Genomic DNA, 20,042 nt, shown 5'->3' on the forward strand with positions numbered 1-20,042 from the left:
TGGCGCGCGCCAAGGCGCGAAATATCTGGAATATCAGGGGATTTGGCGCACCCGACAGGATTCGAACCTGTGACCTCTGCCTTCGGAGGGCAGCACTCTATCCAGCTGAGCTACGGGTGCCTGCGGCGTCTATATCCGCTGGCGAACCCACCCGCAACGGCTAATGCGCGGGCGGGACAACGGCTTAGCCGAAAAGCTCGTGGCAAAGCTCCAGCGCCGAGACCAGCGCATCCACCTCGGCCTCGGTATTGTACAGACCAAGCGAGGCGCGGCAGGTCGCCGTCACGCCCAGCCGTTCCATCAGCGGCATGGCGCAATGGGTACCGGCGCGAACCGCGACGCCGCGCTTGTCGAGAACGGTCGAGATATCATGGGCATGCGCCGCACCCTGAAGGGTAAAGCTGAAGATCGCACCCTTGTCTTTTGTAATTCCTTGCAGATTTAGCCAGTTTAGGCCTTCCAGCCGGCCGCGGGCGTAATCGCGAAGGGCGCGCTCATGGGCGGCGATGTTGTCCATCCCCAGTCCCATCATGTATTCCAGCGCCACGCCCATGCCGATCTGGTTGACAATGCCCGGCGTGCCGGCCTCGAACTTCATCGGCGGATCGGCATAGGTAACGGTATCGCGCGTGACTTCGCGGATCATATCCCCGCCGCCCAGGAAGGGCCGCATCTCTTCCATCCTCTCACGCCGGATGAAGATCGCGCCAGAACCGCTTGGTCCGTAAAGCTTGTGCCCCGTGATGGCGTAGAAATCGCAGCCGATGGCCGCAACATCGACCGGCATGTGAACCGCCCCTTGCGAGCCGTCGACCAGCACCGGCACGCCCTTGGCCCGAGCCGCGGCACAGATCGCCGCCACATCGACGACCGTGCCCGTGACATTCGACATCTGCGTCACCGCCACCAGCCGCGTCTTCGGCCCGATCGCGTCGATCACCGCCTGCGGATCCAGATGGCCCGCATCGTCGCAATCGACCCATTTCAGCTGCACGCCCAGCCTTTCGCGCAGAAAATGCCAAGGGACGATATTCGCGTGATGTTCCAGAATGCTCAGCACGATTTCATCGCCCGGCTGCAGCCGCGGCGCGGCCCAGGCGTAAGAGACCAGATTGATCGCCTCGGTCGCGCCGGTCGCGAACACGATCTCGTCTTCCGAAGGCGCATTCAGAAACCGCTTCACGATGCCGCGCACGGCTTCGTACTTTTCAGTCGCCAGGTTCGAAAGATAGTGTAAACCCCGGTGAACATTGGCATATTCCATCGAATAGGCCTGAGTCACCGCGTCGATCACCGCCTGAGGCTTCTGCGCAGACGCGCCATTGTCCAGATAGACCAGCGGCTTGCCGTTGACCTGGCGCGCCAGGATCGGGAAATCGGCGCGGATCTTCGTCACGTCATACATGTCAGGCTCCGGGTTGCGGGCTTATCGCCAATGCGCCTCGTGCAGGAAAGTCAGCCACAGGGTCAGGAAACCGATGCCGATCAGCGCGCCCAAGCCGGTCAGTGCCGGGCCCGCGCCCAGGAAACCGGCCGCCAGCCCCTGCAACAGCATCAGGGGCGCCGTGGCAAGAAGGGCCCAGAACAGCGCCATCCGGCTGGAAAATCCGCTGCCTTTCCCCCCCAGTGCCCGGGCGATCAGATGCGACAGACCGGCCAGGGCGTAAAACAAAACCGGCGCCACGAAGACCAGCGCAAAGAGGTTGATCCCCATCAGCGCCTGCAGCCCCGGCGCATGGGCCTGCCCCTCGGCCAGCGCGACCTGGCGCGACAGCGCCGGCCAGCGCGCCACGAAGATCAGCAGACAGGCGGCAATCAGCACCGCCAGCGCCCGATCCTCGCGCGGGGCCGTGCCCAGCCAGCGCCGGAACACCGCGCGCGGATGGCGCCAGGTCGACAGAATGTCCGTTGTGACCGACATCAGCTTTCGTGGCGGTGAAGCCAGTCCTCCAGCCGGGCGCGGATGTCCTCGGCGATGCGCTCATCCTCGATCTCGCCGATCGCTTCGGCCAGGAAGGCCAGCACCAGCAGAGATTGCGCCGCCCGCTTCGGCACACCGCGCGATTGCAGATAGAACAGCGCCGTCTCGTCAATCGCGCCCGAGGTCGAGCCATGCGAGCATTTCACGTCGTCGGCATAGATCTCCAGCTCGGGCTTGGCCAGGAACTGACTGTCGCCGTCCAGAAGCAGAGACTGGGAAATCTGATATCCGTCCGTCTGTTGCGCGGCCTGCTTCACCAGGATCTTGCCCTGGAAAACCCCGGTCGCGCCGTTCTTCAGCACCTTCTTGAACACCTGGCGGCTTTCGCAACCGGGCGCGGCATGCGTGACGAAAACCGTATCGTCATGATGGAAATCGCCGTCGCCCACCGCGGCCCCGGCAATATGCGCCACCGATTCCGCGCCGTTTAGCTCGATCACCGCCTCATTGCGCGTCATCACGCCGTTCATGGTCAGCGTGAAGCTTTTGAACAGCGCTTCCGAGGCGATGCGGGCGAAAAGATGGGTCGCCATCTGCCGGCCATGCGCACGGCCCTGCGGGCGGATGTGATGCAGCCGGCCGCTTTGGCCGACATCGACCTCCATCACCACATTGGCGCGCGCCCCGGCCGAGCCGGTTTCCAGCAGCACCAGTTCGGCGCCCGGCTCGACCTTCACGCAATGATGCAACATCACGTCCGAAGTATCGGAACTTGCGCGATAAGAGATGTGCAGCGGCTTTGGCGCCTTGCCCGTGACCCGGATCAGCAGCCCTTCGCGCGCCGCGGCCGTATTCAGCGCCGCCAGCGGCCGCGCCACCGGCGTCTGCCCGGCCTCTTCCAGCGTACCATAGACCGCGCCGGCCCAGTGGATATCCTGCGCATCTGCCTGGGACAGAAGGGAAATCTCTATCCCGGCCAGGGTCAGGTCATCCGAGGCTTCGGCATCGAAGACACCATCGGTGAAGATCACCCGCAGCTTGTCCAGCCCGGTGAAGATCGGCCGCTCCACCCGCAGCGCCGTGGCGGGTTGCGGATGCGGGTCGCTCAGCAGCGCCGGATTGGTGTAGCGCCAATATTCGTCGCGGCGCCCGGGCATGCCCATCGCCTGCAGCCGTGCCATGGCCGCGACGCGCGCCGCCTTGGTGAAGCCGCCCCGCGGCAGATCCAGAACCGCCAGCCGCGCGGCCAGCGCATCTTCCTTGGCCTTGGGCAGCGCCATCACTTCGCCCCCATGCCTTCGGCGGCCAGCAGATCGGCATAACCGTTGTTTTCAACCTCAAGCGCCAGTTCCGGCCCGCCCGAGCGGATGATCCGCCCCTCGGCCATGATATGCACGACATCGGGTTTGATATGGTCCAGAAGCCGTTGATAATGCGTGATAACCAGGAAAGCCCGGCCGGCATCGCGCAGCGCGTTCACCCCGTCGGCGACCAGCTTCATCGCATCGACATCCAGGCCCGAGTCGGTCTCGTCCAGGATGCACATCTTGGGCTCCAGCATGGCCATCTGCAGGATCTCGTTGCGCTTCTTCTCGCCGCCGGAAAAGCCCACATTCACCGGCCGCTTCAGCATTTCCGCGTCGATCTTCAGCTGCTTGGCCTTTTCGCGCACCAGCTTCAGGAAGTCGCCCGCCGACAATTCCTCTTCGCCCCGCGCCTTGCGCTGCGCGTTCACCGCGGTGCGCAGGAAGGTCATGTTGCCGACGCCCGGGATCTCGACCGGATATTGGAAGGCCAGGAACAGGCCGGCAGCGGCGCGTTCCTCGGGCTCCATCTCCAGCAGGGCCGCGCCGTCCAGGCTGGCTTCGCCCTCGGTCACCTCATAGCCCTCACGGCCGGCCAGAACATAGGACAGGGTCGATTTTCCCGAGCCGTTCGGACCCATGATCGCATGGACCTCGCCCGCCTTCACGACCAGGTCGACCCCTTTCAGGATCGCCTTGTCCTCTTCCTCAAGTTTCACGTGCAGGTTCTTGATCTCAAGCATCTTTCTCTCCTTACACCGGCTGCATCAGCGCGCGGGTATAGGCGCGGATGCGGTCGGGGGTCAGCGGGGTTGGGGTCAGGTCGAACCGCGCCATGCGGCCAATGATCCCTGTGGGGCGGGCCAGCGCCTCGGCCCTGTGATAGGCCTCGCGCGGGGTGTAATCGTCGAAAAACAGCGTCACCGGCCGGGTGATCCGGTAGGCGACCGTCAGAAAGGCGCCCAGGCGGAACCGGCCGTCGACCAGCACGACATCCGGATGAACGAAATCCGGCAAGTCCCAGACTTTCAGACAATATTCAGGCCAGGTTCGGGCATGGCTATCATCCTGCGGATGGCCCCAATCGCGGGTCGGGCCGATATCGACATGCAGGATCTGCGCCGGATAACCGGCCAGGGCCGCGGTCATCATCTGCGCCCAGGCCGCGTCGCTTTCCACCGCCCAGACCTTGGCCCCCGCTTCGGCCGCCATCACGGTCGACCCGCCCGAGCCATATTCCAGCACGACATCCGCCGCTTCATAAGCGGCCCGCAGCGCTGCCGCCTCGGCCGGCGGCAGGGTCAGCTCGGGGCGCGGCGGCGCGGCAGATACAGAGCCGAGTTCAGCCATGGCTGCCTCCGGCCACGAAGCGGCTTTGTCCGAAGGATCCCTGCCGGAAGCCAGCGGAAAGATCGTCGCGTAAGCCTAAGCCATACCGATAAAAATCAGCGCGACCACCGCTGCGGCCAGCCCCAGTGCCAGCCAATTGCCCGAGATCGCGCGCCGCCCGGCCTTGCGATGCCGCGGCGCATAGGTGAAGCGCAGATCCTGCCCGACGAAGACCGTCGCCTTGCAGGTGCCGCTGCCAGCCTTGATCCGCGCGATCCGGTCCTGGAACTCGGCCTTCTGAATCGACATCATCCCACGCCCTCCGGTTCCCGCACCGGGACCGAGCATAGGAACCGACATGGCCACAATGGGACGCAATTGGTTCGACGGCGTGATATTTCGTCAGATCAGCCAACGCTGCCTTCCAGCGAGATCGCGACCAGGCTTTGCGCCTCCATGGCGAATTCCATCGGCAGGGCCTGCAGGACCTCTTTGCAGAACCCGTTGACGACCAGCGCCACCGCCTCTTCCTCGTCCATGCCGCGCGACCGGCAGTAGAACAGCTGATCCTCATCAACCTTCGAGGTGGTCGCCTCATGCTCGCAGCGCGAGGAATTGTTCCGCACCTCGATATACGGCACCGTATGGGCCCCGCATTTGTCGCCGATCAGCAGGCTGTCGCATTGGGTATAATTGCGCGCGCCCGTGGCCTTGGGGTGAACCGAGACCAGGCCGCGATAGGTGTTCTGCGCGCGCCCCGCCGAGATGCCCTTCGACACGATCCGCGATTTCGTGTTGCGGCCGAGATGGATCATCTTGGTGCCGGTATCGGCCTGCTGGGCATTGTTTGCGATGGCGATCGAGTAGAATTCGCCCTGGCTGTCATGGCCGCGCAGGATGCAGGACGGGTATTTCCAGGTGATCGCCGAGCCGGTTTCCACCTGCGTCCACATCACCTTCGCCCGGTCGCCCCGGCAATCGGCGCGCTTGGTCACGAAGTTGTAGATGCCGCCGCGGCCTTCCTCATCGCCCGGATACCAGTTCTGTACGGTCGAGTATTTGACCTCGGCATCTTCCAGGATGACGATTTCCACCACGGCCGCATGCAGCTGATGGGTGTCGCGCTTGGGCGCGGTGCAGCCTTCCAGGTAGCTGACATAGCCGCCCTTGTCGCAGATGATCAGCGTGCGTTCGAACTGCCCGGTGTTTTCGGCATTGATGCGGAAATAGGTCGACAGTTCCATCGGGCAGCGGGTGCCCGGCGGGATATAGACGAAAGAGCCGTCGCTGAAGACGGCGCTGTTCAGCGTGGCGAAGAAATTGTCCGATTGCGGCACGACCGAGCCCAGATATTTCTGCACCAGCTCGGGATAGTCGCGGATCGCCTCGGAAATCGGGCAGAAGATCACGCCCGCCTTCTTCAGCTCTTCCTTGAAGGTGGTGCCGACGCTGACGGAATCGAAAACCGCATCGACGGCAACCCGACGCTCGCCCTCGGGCGCCTCGACACCGGCCAGGATCGCCTGTTCCTTCAGCGGAATGCCCAGCTTCTCATAGGTCGCCAGCAGCTTCGGATCGACTTCATCCAAAGACTTAGGTTTCTGCGCGAAGCTTTTGGGTTTGGCGTAATAATACTGATCCTGATAGTCGATGTCAGGATAGTTCAGCATCGCCCAGCGGGGCTCTTCCATCTGCAGCCAGCGCCGATAGGCGGCCAGGCGCCAGTCCAGCATCCAGTCCGGCTCGCCATTCTTCTGGCTGATCAGGCGGACGATATCTTCGGACAGGCCCTTGGGGGCATATTCCATCTCGATATCGGTTTCCCAGCCGTATTTGTACTTCCCGGCCATGGCCTGGACGGTTTCGATCGTCTCGCGGTCAACACCGTCGCGGATTTCCTCGACCATCGGCTTGTTCATCGCACCCTTCCCGTCATGCGGCCCGCGCGCGGGCCTTCGCATAGGCCTTGGTCCACGTCTCGGCGAACCGCAGCACATCCTGTTCCGTCACGCCCGGCCCGATCGAGATGCGGATCGCCTGACCCGCCTCGTCCGCGCCAAAGCCCATCGCCGTCAAGACCCGGCTGGCCCGCACCTTGCCCGACGAACAGGCCGATCCGGCCGAGATCGCGAACCCCGCCAGATCCATCGCCATCACCTGGGTTTCCCCCTTCCAGCCGGGGGCGATCAGGCAGAGCGTGTTCGGCAGGCGGCCAGCGGCAGCGTCTTTTCCGACTGAAATAGTCTTCTTTTCCAGATTCAGCAATGCTGATTCTAGAACATTTCTAATCTGGGCCACTTCCTCCCAGATGCCAAGCGCCAGATCGCGGGCCGCCGCCTCGGCCGCGGCGGCAAAACCGGCGATTCCGATCAGGTTCTCGGTGCCGGCGCGCCGGCCCATTTCCTGCCCGCCGCCGCGCAATTGCGGTTGCAGATCAATCCCTTGCCGAAGGATCAGCGCGCCGATCCCCTTGGGCCCGCCCAGCTTATGCGCCGAGACAAGCCCCATCTCGCAGCCCAGCCAGTTGAAGGCCAGCGGCAGCTTGCCAAAAGCCTGGGTCAGGTCCGACACGGCCAGGCCCTGCGGAAGATCCTGCAGCACGCCGGTCTCGGAATTCGCGATCTGCAGCGCCATACGCCCCGGTATGGCGCCCGATACGGCCCCGTCTGGCGCAACCGCCAGGCCCGGGTTGCACCAGGCCGCCACCGCATCATGTTCGACCGGCGCACAGTCCAGGCCCCGCCCTGCCAGCGCCAGCGCCGCGGCCTCGGTCGCGCCGCTGGTAAAGACGATATCGGCCCCGTCCGCGCCCAGGGCGGCGGCGATCTTCGCCCGCGACTTTTCGATCAGCGCCTTGGCCGCCCGCCCCTCGGCATGGACCGAGGACGGATTGCCGACCAGATCCATCGCCTCGGCCATCGCGGCCTTCGCCTCGGGCCGCAAGGGCGTGGTGGCGTTCCAGTCAAGATAGAGCCGGCTCATTCCTCATCCACCACCCGAAACAGCGAGGGCACCGCCGGACAGGGCGTCAGGTCGTTGCGGATGACATCCGACAGCCGGACCTGATGCAGGAAGACATAGACATTGGCCGACAGCGATTCCCACAGCCGGTTGGTCAGCGATTGCGCCCGGGTGCCCGACACCGCGCCGGTCGCCCCGGCCCCGGCATGGGTGGCATCGACGGTCTCCTCGACCGCCTGCAGCACCTCGCTGACCCGGATCGTCTCGGGCGTCCGGGCCAGGCGATAGCCGCCCCCGGGCCCGCGCACCGCCTCGACCAGGCCCGCCCGTCGCAGCTTGACGAACAGCTGCTCCAGATAAGGCAGCGAAATGTCCTGGCGTTTCGAGATCTCGGCCAGCGACATCCGGTCCTCGCCCCGCACCAGCGCCAGATCGGCCAGCGCGACCATCGCATAGCGGCCTTTGGTCGACAGCTTCATCTTTCCCACCCATGGGCCCGAACGGATTGGCCCTATATCCATTGACGCCGCGCGCAGCGCCCATTACCTCGAATGCCGACCCAGGAGCGCCGCGGCGCGCCTTAGAACAATTCTAACTTCCCTGAGCGAAACAGTCAAGAATCGCTCACAGTCAGGCGAGTACAATGCCCGAAGTCATCTTTGCCGGCCCCGACGGCCGTCTCGAAGGCCGCTACCACCCGCAAAAGGACCGCGACGCCCCGATCGCCATCGTGTTGCATCCCCACCCCGCCTATGGCGGGACGATGAACAACAAGGTGGTGTATAATCTGCATTACGCCTTCCACAACCTCGGCTTCACGGTGCTGCGGTTCAATTTCCGCGGCGTGGGCCGCAGCCAGGGCGAATATGATCAGGGCATCGGCGAATTGTCCGATGCGGCCTCGGCGCTGGATTACCTGCAGTCGATGAACCAGAATGCCAAGCATTGCTGGGTCGCGGGCTTCAGCTTCGGCGCCTGGATCGGCATGCAGCTGCTGATGCGCCGGCCCGAGATCACCGGCTTCGTCTCGGTCGCGCCGCCGGCGAACCTGTATGATTTCTCCTTCCTTGCCCCCTGCCCGTCTTCGGGGCTGATCATCAACGGCTCGGCCGACAAGGTGGCGCCGCCCAAGGATGTGAAGGGTCTGGTGAACAAGCTGCACGAGCAGAAGGGCATCACGATCACCCATAAGGAGATCGAGGGCGCGGACCACTTCTTCAAGGATGAAGAGGCACATATGAAGCCGATGATCGAGACGGTTTCGGAATATGTGAAGCGCCGGATGACCGAAGGCACGCGCTGATGTCCTTCATCCAGGATCTGGCCGACCAGCTGGCAAAGGATGTGATCGCCGCGCAGGACGAATTGCAGGACGATCGCTTCTACGAACAGGTCGGCCGGGTGCTGCTGGCGGCCTCGCCCACGCTGAACGAGGCCTTCATGACCTCGATCCGCATCCGTCTGGCGGAAAAGCGCGGCCGGGATTTCCTGGCCCGGGTGCTGAAGGCCAAGCGCGAGGGGGCGAAGGCCCCCGAGGCGCCCAAGGATCTGAGCGCCCAGTGAGCCACGCAGAGACCCGCGCAGTGAGCCCGGCCCAGACAGAGCGGCTTGACCGGCAGTTCGCCTTCCTGAACGAGGCGGACCGGCTGAAATCGGTGCTGCGGGCGACGACGCTGTGCGACGGGTCGCGGCGCGAGAATTCCGGGGAACACAGCTGGCATCTGGCGCTGTATGCGCTGGCCCTGGCCGACCATGCGGGGCCGGATGTTTCCATCGACAGGGTCATCCGCATGCTGATCCTGCATGATCTGGTAGAAATCGACGTGGGCGATGTGCCGATCCATTCGGCGAACGGTCAGGCCCATGCCAGCGCCGCGACGCAGGAAGCCGAGCAGCGCGCCGCCGATCGGATCTTCGGCCTGCTGCCCGCCGATCTGGCGGCCGAGTTCCGCGCGCTGTGGGATGAATTCGAGGCCGCCGAAACCCCGGATGCGGTCTTTGCCAAAAGCCTGGACCGGGTGCAGCCTGTCATGGCGAACCTTGCCTCGGGCGGCGGCACCTGGGCCACCTACAATGTCACCTTCGACCAGCTGGAAACCCGCGTCGGCTCCAAGATCGCCCGGGGCGCGCCGCGGATCTGGGATTGGGTGAAGGTCAAGGCGCGACCCTGGTTCGGCTGATCGGCGCAAGGCGCTGCCCCCGGCCGGGCGGTGCCGGGCAAAAGCCGCGGAAAGCTGCGACATCTTCGGTATACCTTCGCATACCACCTTTCCCGGCCCGGGCTTTTCCGCTATAGGCCGCTCAGCGACTCCTATCACAGCAAAGGGCGGAACCGATGACCAAGATCAAGGTGGCAAATCCCATCGTCGAGATGGACGGCGACGAGATGACCCGGATCATCTGGGACTTCATCAAGAAGAAGCTGATCCTGCCCTATCTGGATGTCGACCTGCTGTATTACGATCTGGGCATCGAAGAGCGCGACCGCACCAACGACCAGATCACCATCGATTCCGCGATGAAGACCAAGGAAGTCGGCGTGGCGGTGAAATGCGCAACCATCACCCCCGACGAGCAGCGGGTCGAGGAATTCGGCCTGAAGCAGATGTGGAAATCGCCGAACGGCACGATCCGCAACATCCTGGGCGGCGTGATCTTCCGCGAGCCGATCATCTGCAAGAACGTGCCGCGCCTGGTTCCGGGCTGGACCAAGCCGATCGTCATCGGCCGCCATGCCTTTGGCGACCAGTATCGCGCCACCGATTTCCACTTCCCCGGCAAGGGCAAGCTGACGATGAAATTCGTCGGCGAAGATGGCACGGTGATCGAGAAGGACGTGTTCGATGCCCCCGCCGCCGGGGTTGCGATGGGCATGTACAACCTGGACCAGTCGATCATCGACTTCGCCCGGTCCTCGATGAACTATGGCCTGCTGAAGGGCTGGCCGGTCTACCTGTCGACCAAGAACACCATCCTCAAGGCCTATGACGGTCGCTTCAAGGATCTGTTCCAGAAGGTCTATGACGAGGAATTCGCCGACAAGTTCAAGGCCGCCGGCATCACCTATGAGCACCGTCTGATCGACGACATGGTGGCTTCGGCGCTGAAATGGTCGGGCGGCTATGTCTGGGCCTGCAAGAACTACGATGGCGACGTGCAGTCCGACACCGTGGCGCAGGGCTTCGGCTCGCTGGGCCTGATGACCTCGGTCTTGATGACGCCCGATGGCAAGATCGTCGAGGCCGAGGCCGCCCATGGCACCGTGACCCGCCACTATCGCGAGCATCAGAAGGGCAAGGAAACCTCGACCAACTCGATCGCGTCGATCTTCGCCTGGACCGGCGGGCTGAAGCACCGCGCCAAGCTGGACGGCAACGATCAGCTGATGCGCTTTGCCGAGACGCTGGAAAAGGTCTGCGTGCAGACCGTCGAGGATGGCTACATGACCAAGGACCTGGCGCTGCTGGTCGGGCCCGATCAGAAATGGCTGACCACGATGGGCTACCTGGAAAAGGTCGACCAATATCTGAACAAGGCGCTGGCGGGCTAAGCCGTCACGCAGCAAGGGCCGGGGTGATCCCCCGGCCCTTTTTCTTAGCGCGGCCGGAAGGCGGCCGGGCCATGGGCAAGCCAGTCGGGCGCAGGCGCGCGGGGCGGCAGACCGATATCGGCGCGGATATGGTCATCAAGATGCCGCGCATCCGGCGGCCGTGCCTTGCGCATCCGCCCGCGCATCAGCGCAGCAGCGGCGGCAATCAGCACGCGCCAGGCGCCATGGGCGGCAATCGCCGCCTCAATCGTCGTCGAATGGCGCAGGTCTTTCCGGGACAGGGTCTGAGTCATCTGTGTTCCGGCGCGGGTTTCCCGGCGGCCGGCCTTCTGGGTTGCGTTGAAAAGAAGGCCCCGGACGCGGCGCATACGCCCCGGTATGGGGGCGTCAGACGGATCGAAGGGCCAGGGGTTCAGAGGAAATGCCCGAAACGGGCACGGCAGATCAGGCGCGCGAGATGCCGCGTCGATTGCCCCCGGTCGACAGGGCGTTGGTGAATGACGTCATCTCGGCCCCTCCTCTTGTCGATCTGTGGGTGCATCTTCCCTGCCCCGGCCTGCCGCCGTCTGGCAAGCCCCGCCTGGCAAGGCCGCCTGGCAAAACCGGCCTCCTGCGGCGGCTGTGCCACAGATTTGGGCAAGGCCGCGATCGCATGGCCCCGCGCGGCCCGCGCGACGGCACGGAACAGTGGACGCGGCGCGAAAACAGGCGCAGATTAAGGTCATGCCTGTTGACCCTTCTTCCCGCCGCTACACGCTGTTCGAGGATATCCAGGGCCTCGTGATCGCCTCGGCGCAGGCGGCACTGGGGATCCATCTGCTGCGCGCGGCGGGGCTGGTCACCGGCGGCACGGCGGGCACGGCGCTGATCCTGAGCTACGCTTTCGACTGGAATTTCTCGGTGGTGTTCTTTCTGATGAACATCCCGTTTTTCGGTTTTGCCTGGGCCAGCCGCGGGCCGGTCTTCTGCCTGAAATCGCTGGCCACCGTGGCTTTCGTCTCGGTGATGGCCGAGGCGCTGAAGCCGCTGGTGCAGATCGCCCATATCCATCCCGGCGCCGCGGCCGTGCTGTTCGGCATCTCGGCCGGCGTCGGGCTTTTGGGCCTGTTCCGCCATTCCGGCTCGCTGGGCGGGGTGTCGATCGTGGCGCTGATCCTGCAGGACCGCACCGGGTTCAAGGCGGGCTGGACCCAGCTGATCCATGACCTGATCCTGTTTGCGATCGCCCTGGTGCTGTTGCCGCTGGACCGGGTGATGTGGTCCTTTCTGGGCGCGGTAATCCTGAACGCGGTCATCGCCTTCAACCATCGCCGCGACTGGTACGTGGTCAGCTGACCCCTTCCCCGGCGCGCCGGCCCGCGCTATGCCAAGATCATGGCAGAGCCCGCAAAACATACGTTGTTCGAAGACGCCCAGGGCATTGCCTATGGCGCCACCATGGCCGCCTTCGGCATCGTCATCCTGACCCATCTGGGCCTGGTCACCGGCCAGACCGCGGGCCTTGCCGTACTGATCGCCTACGCCACCGGATGGAGCTTTGGTCCGGTGTTCTTCCTGATCAACATCCCCTTCTACATTGCCGGCTACCTGCGCATGGGCTGGGTCTTTACAGTGAAAACATTCGTCGCGGTGGCGCTGCTGTCGGGCCTGTCGATCTGGATGCCCCAGCATCTGAGCTTTGCGTCGCTGGATCCGATCCTCGGTGCGGTGCTGTTCGGCTGCGTCTCGGGCTCGGCGCTGCTGGCGCTGTTTCGGCATGGCGCCAGCCTGGGCGGGGTCGGGATCGTGGCGCTGATCTTGCAGGAACGGCTGGGCTGGCGGGCGGGCTGGGTGCAGCTGGGCTTTGACGCCGCCCTGTTCGCCGCGGCCTTCGCGCTGCGCGATGCGACAACCGTGGCGATCAGCTTTCTGGGCGCGGTGGTCGTCAATCTCATCATCGCCATCAACCACCGCCGCGACCGCTACATCGCCACCTGACGGTTTGCGGCGCTAAAAAACCGCCATCTCCGCCCTGACGCACCGTCCTGCGGGCCCGCGCAGCGCGCGCCCCTCTGGCCATGCCGGAGAAAAGGCTGTAAGGCCGCCGCAACCCTCCTCCTCCCGGATGCCTCATGGAACTGCGAAACATCGCGATCATCGCCCACGTCGACCACGGCAAGACCACGCTGGTGGACGAGCTATTGAAACAGTCCGGCACGTTCCGAGAGGGTCAGGCCACCACCGAACGCGCGATGGATTCGAATGACATCGAACGCGAGCGTGGCATCACCATTCTGGCCAAGGCCACGTCGGTGGAATGGAAGGGCACGCGGGTCAACATCGTCGACACGCCCGGCCACGCCGATTTCGGCGGCGAGGTGGAACGGATCCTGTCGATGGTCGATGGCGTCTGCCTGCTGGTCGACGCGGCCGAAGGCCCGATGCCGCAGACGAAATTCGTGCTGGCCAAGGCGCTGGCCCTGGGTCTGCGCCCGATCGTGGTGCTGAACAAGGTCGACAAGCCCGATGCCGAACCCGACCGGGCGCTGAACGAAGTGTTCGATCTGTTCGCCAATCTGGGCGCCTCGGACGAACAGCTTGATTTCCCGCATGTTTATGCCTCGGGCCGCTCGGGCTGGGCGGATCTGGAGCTGGACGGGCCGCGCAAGGATCTGTCGGCGCTGTTCGATCTGATCGTGCGCCATGTGCCGGCGCCGAAGCAGCAGGCCCAGGATGGCGAACCCTTCAGCATGCTGGCGACCACCCTGTCGGCCGACCCCTATCTGGGCCGCATCCTGACCGGCCGGGTCGAATCCGGCCGCATCACCACCGGCACCACGCTGAAGGCGCTGTCGCGCACCGGCGAGCGGCTGGAGCAGTTCCGGGTGACCAAGATCCTGGCCTTCCGCGGTCTGGCCCAGACGCCGATCGACGAGGCCGTCGCCGGCGATATCGTGACGCTTGCCGGCATGACCAAGGCCACCGTGGCCGATACGCTTTGCGCGCCGGAAGTGGACATTGCCCTTCCCGCCCAGCCGATCGACCCGCCCACCATCACCGTGACCTTCGGCATCAACGACTCGCCCCTGGCCGGGCGCGACGGCTCGAAAGTGCAGTCGCGGGTGATCCGCGACCGGCTGATGAAGGAAGCCGAAGTCAACGTGGCGATCAAGATCGCCGATACGCCCGGCGGCGAGGCCTTCGAAGTGTCGGGCCGCGGCGAATTGCAGATGGGTGTCCTGATCGAGAACATGCGCCGCGAAGGGTTCGAGCTGTCGATCTCGCGCCCGCGGGTGATCATGCGCGAGGAAGACGGCCAGCGGCTGGAGCCGATCGAGGAAGTCATCGTCGATGTCGATGACGAATATTCCGGCGCGGTGATCGACAAGCTGACGGGTGAACGCAAGGGCGACCTGGTCGAGATGCGCCCCGCCGGCGTCGGCAAGACCCGGATCATCGCCCATGTGCCCTCGCGCGGGCTGATCGGCTATCACGGCCAGTTCCTGACCGACACGCGCGGCACCGGCGTGCTGAACCGCATCTTCCACGGCTGGGCCCCCCATAAGGGCCCGATCCAGGGCCGTCGCCAGGGCGTACTGATCAGTATGGAGACCGGCGTCTCGGTCGCCTATGCGCTGTGGAACCTGGAAGATCGCGGCAAGCTGTTCGTGGGCCCGCAGGAACAGATCTATGTCGGCATGATCATCGGCGAACACAGCCGCGACAATGATCTGGAAGTGAACCCGCTGAAGGGCAAGAAGCTGACCAACATCCGCGCCTCGGGCACGGATGAGGCGGTGCGCCTGACCCCGCATATCCGCATGTCGCTGGAAGAGGCGATTGCCTATATCGACGATGACGAGCTGGTCGAGGTCACGCCCAAGATCATCCGCCTGCGCAAGCGCCATCTGGATCCGCACGAGCGCAAGCGGCAATCGCGCTCCGAATAAGCGCTGACGGGCGGCGGAGTACCGCCGTCCCGTTCGGCCCGGGCTGGAACCCTGCCCGGGCTTCTGCGTTTCCTGCGCAAGTTGCGACAGGAGACCTGAATGAAACGCATCTTCCTTCTTTCGGCGCTGGCGCTTTCGCTGGCCACCGCCCCCGCGCTTGCCGATGGCAAGAAGGGCAAGGGCCATCACAAGCACGGCCATGCCCAGGCGGTTCAGTTCTGCCCGCCGGGTCTGGCGAAGAAAAACCCGCCCTGCGTGCCGCCCGGCCAGGCCCGCAAACATGTGGATCCCGACCCGCATTACCATGTCTATCGCGTCGGCGATTACATCCAGCGCGATTATGTGGTTGTGCGCGACCCCGCGCCCTATGGGCTGGATCCGCGCGGCACCTATTGGCGCGTGGGCGACAATCTGTTCCGGGTCGATGGCCAAAGCGGCCAGGTCCTGGCCACGCTGGGGCTGGTATCCGCGCTGCTGAACTAAGAAAGGCGCAGGCGGCGGATCTATTCCGCCGCCACCCGCCGCCGCGGCTTCAGCATGTCCTTCAGATAGCGCCCGGTATGACTGGCCTCGACCTTGGCAATGTCTTCCGGCGTGCCGGTCGCCACGATCTCGCCCCCGCCATCGCCGCCTTCCGGCCCGATATCGATGATCCAGTCCGCGGTCTTGATCACGTCCAGATTGTGCTCGATCACCACGACGGTGTTTCCCTGTTCCACAAGGGAATGAAGCACTTCCAGAAGTTTCCTTACATCTTCGAAATGCAGGCCGGTGGTCGGTTCGTCCAGGATGTACAGCGTCCGGCCGGTGGCCCGGCGCGACAGTTCCTTTGACAGCTTGACCCGCTGCGCCTCGCCGCCCGACAGGGTGGTGGCCTGTTGGCCGACCTTGATATAGCCAAGCCCCACTTCGCACAGCGCATCCATCTTTTCCCGGATCGCTGGAACCGCCTGGAAAAACTCGCGCGCATCTTCACATGTCATGTCAAGAACATCGGCAATGCTTTTGTTCTTGAAGCGGATTTCCAGGGTTTCCCGATTGTAGCGCTGGCCCTTGCAGGTCTCGCAGGTCACATAGACATCGGGCAGGAAATGCATCTCGATCTTGATGACGCCATCGCCCTGGCAGGCCTCGCAGCGTCCGCCCTTGACGTTGAAGCTGAAGCGCCCGGGCTGATAGCCGCGCGCCTTGGCTTCGGGCAGGCCTGCGAACCAGTCGCGAATTGGTGTGAAGGCCCCGGTGTAAGTGGCTGGATTCGAACGCGGAGTCCGCCCAATCGGGCGTTGGTCGATATCGATCACCTTGTCCAGATGTTCGAACCCTTTGATCGTTTCGCAGGGTGAAGGCGTCTCATGTGCGCCATTCAGCTTCAGCGCCGCGGTCTTGAACAGGGTCTCGATCGTCAGCGTCGATTTCCCGCCGCCCGACACGCCGGTGACACAGACGAATTTCCCCAGCGGGAAATCCACCGTCACGTCCTTGAGGTTGTTCCCCGAAGCCTTGACCACGGTTAGCTTTTTCCCGCTACCCTTCCGCCGGGTCTTCGGCACGGCAATCTCGCGCGCACCCGACAGATACTGCCCGGTCAGGCTGGCCGGATCCGTCGCGATTTCGGCCGGCGTGCCGCGCGCCACGATCTGGCCGCCATGCACCCCCGCGCCGGGGCCGATGTCGAAGACATAATCCGCCTCGCGGATCGCATCCTCGTCATGTTCCACCACCAGCACGGTGTTGCCCTGGTCGCGCAGGCCTTTCAGCGTGCCAAGAAGCCGGTCATTGTCGCGCTGATGCAGCCCGATCGAGGGCTCGTCCAGCACATACAGCACCCCGGTCAGGCCCGAGCCGATCTGGCTGGCCAGCCTGATCCGCTGCGATTCGCCACCCGACAGCGTGCCGGCATTGCGGCTCATCGTCAGGTAGTCCAGCCCGACATTCACAAGGAATCCAAGGCGTTCTCGGATTTCCTTCAGAATCGCCCGGGCGATTTCATTCTTCTGGGCGGTCAGCGCGCCGGGCACGGTTTCCACCCAGCCATGCGCCTCGCGGATCGACAGGCGCACGACCTGGCCGATATGCAGCCCGCCGATCTTCACCGCCAGCGCCTCGGGCTTCAGCCGGTAGCCGCCGCAGGCATGGCAATCGCGATTGGCCTGATAGCGCTCCATCTCTTCGCGGCTCCAGGCCGAGTCGGTCTCGCGATAGCGCCGTTCCATATTCGGGATCACGCCTTCGAAGACACGCCGCACATGATAGCTGCGCCCGCCTTCATCATAGGTGAAGTCAATCTCCTCACCCTTTGATCCATAAAGGAAAAGCAGCTTCACCGCATCCGGCAGGTCGCGCCATTTCGTCTTCTTGTCAAAGCCGTAATGCTTGGACAGCGCGTCCACCGTCTGGGTGAAATAGGGCGATTTCGACTTGGCCCAGGGCGCGATGGCGCCTTGCGGGATCGACAGGCCCTGATCGGGCACGACCAGGCGTTCGTCAAAGAACAGCTCGACCCCCAGCCCGTCGCAGACCGGGCAGGCACCGAAGGGCGCGTTGAACGAGAACAGCCGCGGCTCGATCTCGGCAATGGTAAAGCCGGAAACCGGACAGGCGAATTTCTCGGAATATGTCGTTCTTTCCGCGGCTTCGTCGGCGATCTCGATCACCGCGATTCCATCGGCCAGGTTCAGCGCGGTGCGGAAACTGTCGGCCAGCCGGGTCTCCAGCCCTTCGCGCACCACGATCCGGTCGACCACCACATCGATATTGTGGCGGAACTTCTTGTCCAACGTGGGCGGCTCTTCCAGCTCGTGGAAGGTTCCGTTCACCTTGACCCGCTGGAAGCCTTGCTTCCGAAGCTCCAGAAATTCCTTCTTATATTCGCCCTTGCGGTCGCGCACGATCGGCGCCAGCAGATAGGCGCGCGTGCCTTCGGGCATGGCCATGACCGCATCGACCATGTCCTGCACCTGCATCGCGGTGATCGGCAGGCCGGTCGCCGGCGAATAGGGCGTGCCCACGCGGGCGAACAGCAGCCGCAGATAGTCATAGATCTCGGTCACCGTGCCGACGGTCGAGCGCGGGTTCTTCGAGGTGGTCTTCTGCTCGATCGAAATCGCCGGGCTCAGGCCCGAGATATGGTCGACATCCGGCTTGCCCATCATGTCCAGGAACTGCCGCGCATAGGCCGACAGCGATTCGACATAGCGCCTTTGCCCTTCGGCATAGATCGTGTCGAAGGCCAGCGATGACTTGCCCGAGCCCGACAGGCCGGTCATCACCACCAGCTGGTCGCGCGGAATGTCCAGATCGACGCCCTTGAGATTATGCTCACGCGCGCCGCGTACTTCGATGAACTTCTGTTCTGCCATTGCACACCCCTGCGACGCCCCAGAGATAGGGCAATTCGCCGGCGTATCCAACCGGATTTTGCGAACGAAGCAAGAACCTGCGCAGGGCGGCCTTTACATATTCCCATAACAATATATGTATTGCCGCATCACAGCATGAGGTCTGCCATGTTCAACTTCCTTCGGCCCGCCGCGCGGGCGCCGCTGCCCTCGGTTCCCGAGGTTGCCGCGGCGGTCGCAAAGGGCGAGATGGTTCTGGTCGATGTGCGCGAGATCGCCGAGATCCGGGCCTCGGGCAAGGCCAGGGGCGCGCTGGCAATTCCGCTGGCCACGCTGGCGCGGAAGGCCGACCCGCAGGCCCCCGATGCGGCGCTGCGGCCGGGCCTGCCGGTGGCGGTCTATTGCGCCTCGGGCGGGCGGTCGGGCCTGGCGGCGCAGCTGCTGGGCCGGATGGGCTATGCGCCGGTCTACAATCTGGGCGGGCTGGGCGATTGGGTCGCCGGGGGCGGTCAGGTCGACAGGATCTGACGCCGCCGCGCCTGCCACAGATGCAGCGCGATCCCCGCGCCGCAGAGCAGCATCGCCAGGCCGGTCAGCGCCAAGGGCCCCGCCCCGGCCAGCACCGCCGCCAGAACCGGCGTGCCGGTCGTGGTGCCCAGATTGCCCAGCTGCGCCACCGCGCCCGCAGCACGCGCCCGGTCCTCGGGCCGGCGGTTCAACTCGGGGATCGAGGCGAAGCTTGCGCCCTGCACGATCCCCAGCGCCGCCGCCAGCCAGCAGCCGCCCAGCAGCATGCCCGCCCCCTGCCCCCAGGCCAGCGCCAGAATCGCAAAACCCGGGATCGCCGCGGCATAGCCCCATTGCACCAGCCGCACCGCCGACATCCGGCCCAGAAGCCGCACGCCCAGCGTCAGCGACACGACAATCGAGGTCAGCGGCATCGCCGTCGCCATCAGCGCCCGCTGGCTGTCGGGGGCGGCCGGCGGCAGAAGCGTCAGGCAGGCGACATACAGGAAGGTGTAGAAGCAAAAGCCCATCGCCGGCGCGGCGATCCGGGGCGAGGCATAGATCTGCAGATGCTGGCGCAACAGATTGCCGGCGGCGCGCGGCGGTGCGGCCGGATCGGCGGGCAGCACCCGCGCCAGGATCAGCGCCAGCGCCGCCATCCAGCCGGCATGGGCCAGGAACAGATGCGCCGCCCCGCCTGGCCCGGCAAAGGCCGGGGCCAGCAGCGCCAGAACCGCATAGGTCACCCCGAAGAACGAAGACCAAAGCGTCATCGCCAGCGGCCGCCGCGGCTCGGGCGCCAGCTGGGCGATCATCACCGGGCCGACGACCACAATCGTCAGATGCGAGGCGCCTTCCAGGACCCGCGCGGCGATCATGAACGGATAGGCCGGCAGCAGCGCCTCGACCGCCGAGACGACGGCCCCCATGGCCAGCGCCGATACAATCGCCCGGCGCGGTCCGATCCGCGCCACCAGCAGCCCCGCCGTGGTGCCGAAAACCAGCCCGACCATCCCCACGACCGAGACGACAAGCCCCAGCGCTACCTCGCCCGATCCGCCATAGATCGCGCGAAGATCTTCATACAGAACGGAAATCTTGCCGAACTGCGCCGCGGCGCCAAGCCCTGCGCACCACAGAAGCAGAACCAGGATCATCGGGGGCAAATTGCGCATGGCCCTGACCTAGCAGCCGCCCCGCGCC

The 20,042-nt window shown here is 64.7% G+C and carries 21 protein-coding genes and 1 tRNA gene; 9 read left to right on the forward strand and 13 right to left on the reverse strand.

What is annotated here, in order from left to right:
- Positions 1 to 43: 43 nt before the first annotated feature.
- The 10 genes from K1Y73_RS05725 to K1Y73_RS05770 all read right to left on the reverse strand — a co-directional run bounded on the left by K1Y73_RS05725 (position 44) and on the right by K1Y73_RS05770 (position 7,994).
- A tRNA-Arg gene (locus K1Y73_RS05725) sits at positions 44 to 120 on the reverse strand.
- 64 nt (positions 121 to 184) lie between these two features.
- Positions 185 to 1,405, reverse strand: a complete 1,221-nt coding sequence (locus K1Y73_RS05730; RefSeq protein WP_225027106.1) for a cysteine desulfurase — start codon at positions 1,403 to 1,405, stop codon at positions 185 to 187.
- A gap of 21 nt (positions 1,406 to 1,426) precedes the next feature.
- Entirely contained in the window at positions 1,427 to 1,921 is a 495-nt protein-coding gene (locus tag K1Y73_RS05735) for a YIP1 family protein (RefSeq protein ID WP_225027107.1), read from the reverse strand.
- A complete protein-coding gene (locus K1Y73_RS05740; RefSeq protein WP_225027108.1) occupies positions 1,921 to 3,201 on the reverse strand; it encodes a SufB/SufD family protein in 1,281 nt (426 codons plus the stop codon). Before K1Y73_RS05740 ends, K1Y73_RS05735 begins: the two co-directional genes overlap by 1 nt.
- Complete coding sequence (sufC, locus tag K1Y73_RS05745) at positions 3,201 to 3,968, reverse strand: Fe-S cluster assembly ATPase SufC (protein ID WP_225027109.1); 768 nt, start codon at positions 3,966 to 3,968, stop codon at positions 3,201 to 3,203. Before sufC ends, K1Y73_RS05740 begins: the two co-directional genes overlap by 1 nt.
- 10 nt (positions 3,969 to 3,978) lie before the next feature.
- On the reverse strand, positions 3,979 to 4,575 hold the full coding sequence (locus K1Y73_RS05750; protein WP_225027110.1) for a hypothetical protein: 597 nt from the start codon (positions 4,573 to 4,575) through the stop codon (positions 3,979 to 3,981).
- 75 nt (positions 4,576 to 4,650) lie between these two features.
- Positions 4,651 to 4,866 carry a hypothetical protein gene (locus K1Y73_RS05755; protein WP_225027111.1) on the reverse strand — a complete coding sequence of 72 codons (216 nt, stop codon included), beginning with the start codon at positions 4,864 to 4,866 and terminating at the stop codon, positions 4,651 to 4,653.
- A gap of 95 nt (positions 4,867 to 4,961) precedes the next feature.
- Entirely contained in the window at positions 4,962 to 6,473 is a 1,512-nt protein-coding gene (gene sufB, locus K1Y73_RS05760) for a Fe-S cluster assembly protein SufB (RefSeq protein WP_225027112.1), read from the reverse strand.
- A 13-nt stretch (positions 6,474 to 6,486) separates the two neighbouring features.
- A complete protein-coding gene (locus K1Y73_RS05765) occupies positions 6,487 to 7,536 on the reverse strand; it encodes a cysteine desulfurase family protein (RefSeq protein WP_225027113.1) in 1,050 nt (349 codons plus the stop codon).
- Positions 7,533 to 7,994 (reverse strand): Fe-S cluster assembly transcriptional regulator IscR, encoded by a 462-nt coding sequence (locus K1Y73_RS05770; protein ID WP_225027114.1) that lies wholly within the window; start codon positions 7,992 to 7,994, stop codon positions 7,533 to 7,535. Before K1Y73_RS05770 ends, K1Y73_RS05765 begins: the two co-directional genes overlap by 4 nt.
- A gap of 164 nt (positions 7,995 to 8,158) precedes the next feature.
- On the opposite strand from K1Y73_RS05770, the gene K1Y73_RS05775 reads away from it, so the two are divergent.
- The 4 genes from K1Y73_RS05775 (at position 8,159) to K1Y73_RS05790 (ending at position 11,065) form a co-directional block, all read left to right on the forward strand.
- The gene (locus K1Y73_RS05775; protein ID WP_225027115.1) at positions 8,159 to 8,818 is read left to right on the forward strand and encodes an alpha/beta hydrolase; all 660 of its coding nucleotides are present in this window, start codon (positions 8,159 to 8,161) and stop codon (positions 8,816 to 8,818) included.
- Complete coding sequence (locus tag K1Y73_RS05780; protein WP_225027116.1) at positions 8,818 to 9,078, forward strand: hypothetical protein; 261 nt, start codon at positions 8,818 to 8,820, stop codon at positions 9,076 to 9,078. The genes K1Y73_RS05775 and K1Y73_RS05780 overlap by 1 nt, the downstream gene beginning before the upstream one ends.
- A gap of 20 nt (positions 9,079 to 9,098) precedes the next feature.
- On the forward strand, positions 9,099 to 9,695 hold the full coding sequence (locus K1Y73_RS05785) for an HD domain-containing protein (protein WP_225027117.1): 597 nt from the start codon (positions 9,099 to 9,101) through the stop codon (positions 9,693 to 9,695).
- 155 nt (positions 9,696 to 9,850) lie between these two features.
- Positions 9,851 to 11,065 (forward strand): NADP-dependent isocitrate dehydrogenase, encoded by a 1,215-nt coding sequence (locus K1Y73_RS05790; RefSeq protein WP_225027118.1) that lies wholly within the window; start codon positions 9,851 to 9,853, stop codon positions 11,063 to 11,065.
- 44 nt (positions 11,066 to 11,109) lie between these two features.
- Here the strand turns inward: K1Y73_RS05790 and K1Y73_RS05795 are convergent, their stop codons facing one another.
- Positions 11,110 to 11,358, reverse strand: a complete 249-nt coding sequence (locus K1Y73_RS05795) for a hypothetical protein (protein ID WP_225027119.1) — start codon at positions 11,356 to 11,358, stop codon at positions 11,110 to 11,112.
- Positions 11,359 to 11,788: 430 nt separating this feature from the next.
- On the opposite strand from K1Y73_RS05795, the gene K1Y73_RS05800 reads away from it, so the two are divergent.
- The 4 genes from K1Y73_RS05800 to K1Y73_RS05815 all read left to right on the forward strand — a co-directional run bounded on the left by K1Y73_RS05800 (position 11,789) and on the right by K1Y73_RS05815 (position 15,477).
- Positions 11,789 to 12,400 carry a YitT family protein gene (locus K1Y73_RS05800; protein ID WP_225027120.1) on the forward strand — a complete coding sequence of 204 codons (612 nt, stop codon included), beginning with the start codon at positions 11,789 to 11,791 and terminating at the stop codon, positions 12,398 to 12,400.
- A gap of 39 nt (positions 12,401 to 12,439) precedes the next feature.
- On the forward strand, positions 12,440 to 13,042 hold the full coding sequence (locus tag K1Y73_RS05805) for a YitT family protein (protein WP_225027121.1): 603 nt from the start codon (positions 12,440 to 12,442) through the stop codon (positions 13,040 to 13,042).
- A 134-nt stretch (positions 13,043 to 13,176) separates the two neighbouring features.
- The gene (typA, locus tag K1Y73_RS05810; RefSeq protein ID WP_225027122.1) at positions 13,177 to 14,994 is read left to right on the forward strand and encodes a translational GTPase TypA; all 1,818 of its coding nucleotides are present in this window, start codon (positions 13,177 to 13,179) and stop codon (positions 14,992 to 14,994) included.
- A gap of 99 nt (positions 14,995 to 15,093) precedes the next feature.
- Positions 15,094 to 15,477 carry a hypothetical protein gene (locus K1Y73_RS05815; protein ID WP_225027123.1) on the forward strand — a complete coding sequence of 128 codons (384 nt, stop codon included), beginning with the start codon at positions 15,094 to 15,096 and terminating at the stop codon, positions 15,475 to 15,477.
- A gap of 20 nt (positions 15,478 to 15,497) precedes the next feature.
- On the opposite strand, the gene uvrA is transcribed toward K1Y73_RS05815, so the two are convergent.
- A complete protein-coding gene (gene uvrA / locus K1Y73_RS05820) occupies positions 15,498 to 18,353 on the reverse strand; it encodes an excinuclease ABC subunit UvrA (RefSeq protein ID WP_225027124.1) in 2,856 nt (951 codons plus the stop codon).
- Between the two features lie 147 nt (positions 18,354 to 18,500).
- Here uvrA and K1Y73_RS05825 point away from each other — a divergent pair, with 147 nt between their 5' ends.
- The gene (locus K1Y73_RS05825; RefSeq protein WP_225027125.1) at positions 18,501 to 18,860 is read left to right on the forward strand and encodes a rhodanese-like domain-containing protein; all 360 of its coding nucleotides are present in this window, start codon (positions 18,501 to 18,503) and stop codon (positions 18,858 to 18,860) included.
- Here K1Y73_RS05825 and K1Y73_RS05830 read toward each other — a convergent pair.
- On the reverse strand, positions 18,842 to 20,014 hold the full coding sequence (locus K1Y73_RS05830) for an MFS transporter (RefSeq protein WP_225027126.1): 1,173 nt from the start codon (positions 20,012 to 20,014) through the stop codon (positions 18,842 to 18,844). The two genes, K1Y73_RS05825 and K1Y73_RS05830, sit on opposite strands and share 19 nt — an antisense overlap.
- Positions 20,015 to 20,042 lie beyond the last annotated feature (28 nt).

Source organism: Xinfangfangia pollutisoli, from assembly GCF_020179405.1.
In the GTDB taxonomy this organism is placed as follows: Bacteria; Pseudomonadota; Alphaproteobacteria; order Rhodobacterales; family Rhodobacteraceae; genus Pseudogemmobacter; species Pseudogemmobacter pollutisoli.

What these genes read in the sequence shown, in the direction of transcription:
- K1Y73_RS05730 (WP_225027106.1), bottom strand. Translation starts at nt 1,405, where the DNA reads ATGTATGACGTGACGAAGATCCGCGCCGATTTCCCGATCCTGGCGCGC.
- K1Y73_RS05735 (WP_225027107.1), bottom strand. Translation starts at nt 1,921, where the DNA reads ATGTCGGTCACAACGGACATTCTGTCGACCTGGCGCCATCCGCGCGCG.
- K1Y73_RS05740 (WP_225027108.1), bottom strand. Translation starts at nt 3,201, where the DNA reads ATGGCGCTGCCCAAGGCCAAGGAAGATGCGCTGGCCGCGCGGCTGGCG.
- sufC (WP_225027109.1), bottom strand. Translation starts at nt 3,968, where the DNA reads ATGCTTGAGATCAAGAACCTGCACGTGAAACTTGAGGAAGAGGACAAG.
- K1Y73_RS05750 (WP_225027110.1), bottom strand. Translation starts at nt 4,575, where the DNA reads ATGGCTGAACTCGGCTCTGTATCTGCCGCGCCGCCGCGCCCCGAGCTG.
- K1Y73_RS05755 (WP_225027111.1), bottom strand. Translation starts at nt 4,866, where the DNA reads ATGATGTCGATTCAGAAGGCCGAGTTCCAGGACCGGATCGCGCGGATC.
- sufB (WP_225027112.1), bottom strand. Translation starts at nt 6,473, where the DNA reads ATGAACAAGCCGATGGTCGAGGAAATCCGCGACGGTGTTGACCGCGAG.
- K1Y73_RS05765 (WP_225027113.1), bottom strand. Translation starts at nt 7,536, where the DNA reads ATGAGCCGGCTCTATCTTGACTGGAACGCCACCACGCCCTTGCGGCCC.
- K1Y73_RS05770 (WP_225027114.1), bottom strand. Translation starts at nt 7,994, where the DNA reads ATGAAGCTGTCGACCAAAGGCCGCTATGCGATGGTCGCGCTGGCCGAT.
- K1Y73_RS05775 (WP_225027115.1), top strand. Translation starts at nt 8,159, where the DNA reads ATGCCCGAAGTCATCTTTGCCGGCCCCGACGGCCGTCTCGAAGGCCGC.
- K1Y73_RS05780 (WP_225027116.1), top strand. Translation starts at nt 8,818, where the DNA reads ATGTCCTTCATCCAGGATCTGGCCGACCAGCTGGCAAAGGATGTGATC.
- K1Y73_RS05790 (WP_225027118.1), top strand. Translation starts at nt 9,851, where the DNA reads ATGACCAAGATCAAGGTGGCAAATCCCATCGTCGAGATGGACGGCGAC.
- K1Y73_RS05795 (WP_225027119.1), bottom strand. Translation starts at nt 11,358, where the DNA reads ATGACTCAGACCCTGTCCCGGAAAGACCTGCGCCATTCGACGACGATT.
- K1Y73_RS05800 (WP_225027120.1), top strand. Translation starts at nt 11,789, where the DNA reads ATGCCTGTTGACCCTTCTTCCCGCCGCTACACGCTGTTCGAGGATATC.
- K1Y73_RS05805 (WP_225027121.1), top strand. Translation starts at nt 12,440, where the DNA reads ATGGCAGAGCCCGCAAAACATACGTTGTTCGAAGACGCCCAGGGCATT.
- typA (WP_225027122.1), top strand. Translation starts at nt 13,177, where the DNA reads ATGGAACTGCGAAACATCGCGATCATCGCCCACGTCGACCACGGCAAG.
- K1Y73_RS05815 (WP_225027123.1), top strand. Translation starts at nt 15,094, where the DNA reads ATGAAACGCATCTTCCTTCTTTCGGCGCTGGCGCTTTCGCTGGCCACC.
- uvrA (WP_225027124.1), bottom strand. Translation starts at nt 18,353, where the DNA reads ATGGCAGAACAGAAGTTCATCGAAGTACGCGGCGCGCGTGAGCATAAT.
- K1Y73_RS05825 (WP_225027125.1), top strand. Translation starts at nt 18,501, where the DNA reads ATGTTCAACTTCCTTCGGCCCGCCGCGCGGGCGCCGCTGCCCTCGGTT.
- K1Y73_RS05830 (WP_225027126.1), bottom strand. Translation starts at nt 20,014, where the DNA reads ATGCGCAATTTGCCCCCGATGATCCTGGTTCTGCTTCTGTGGTGCGCA.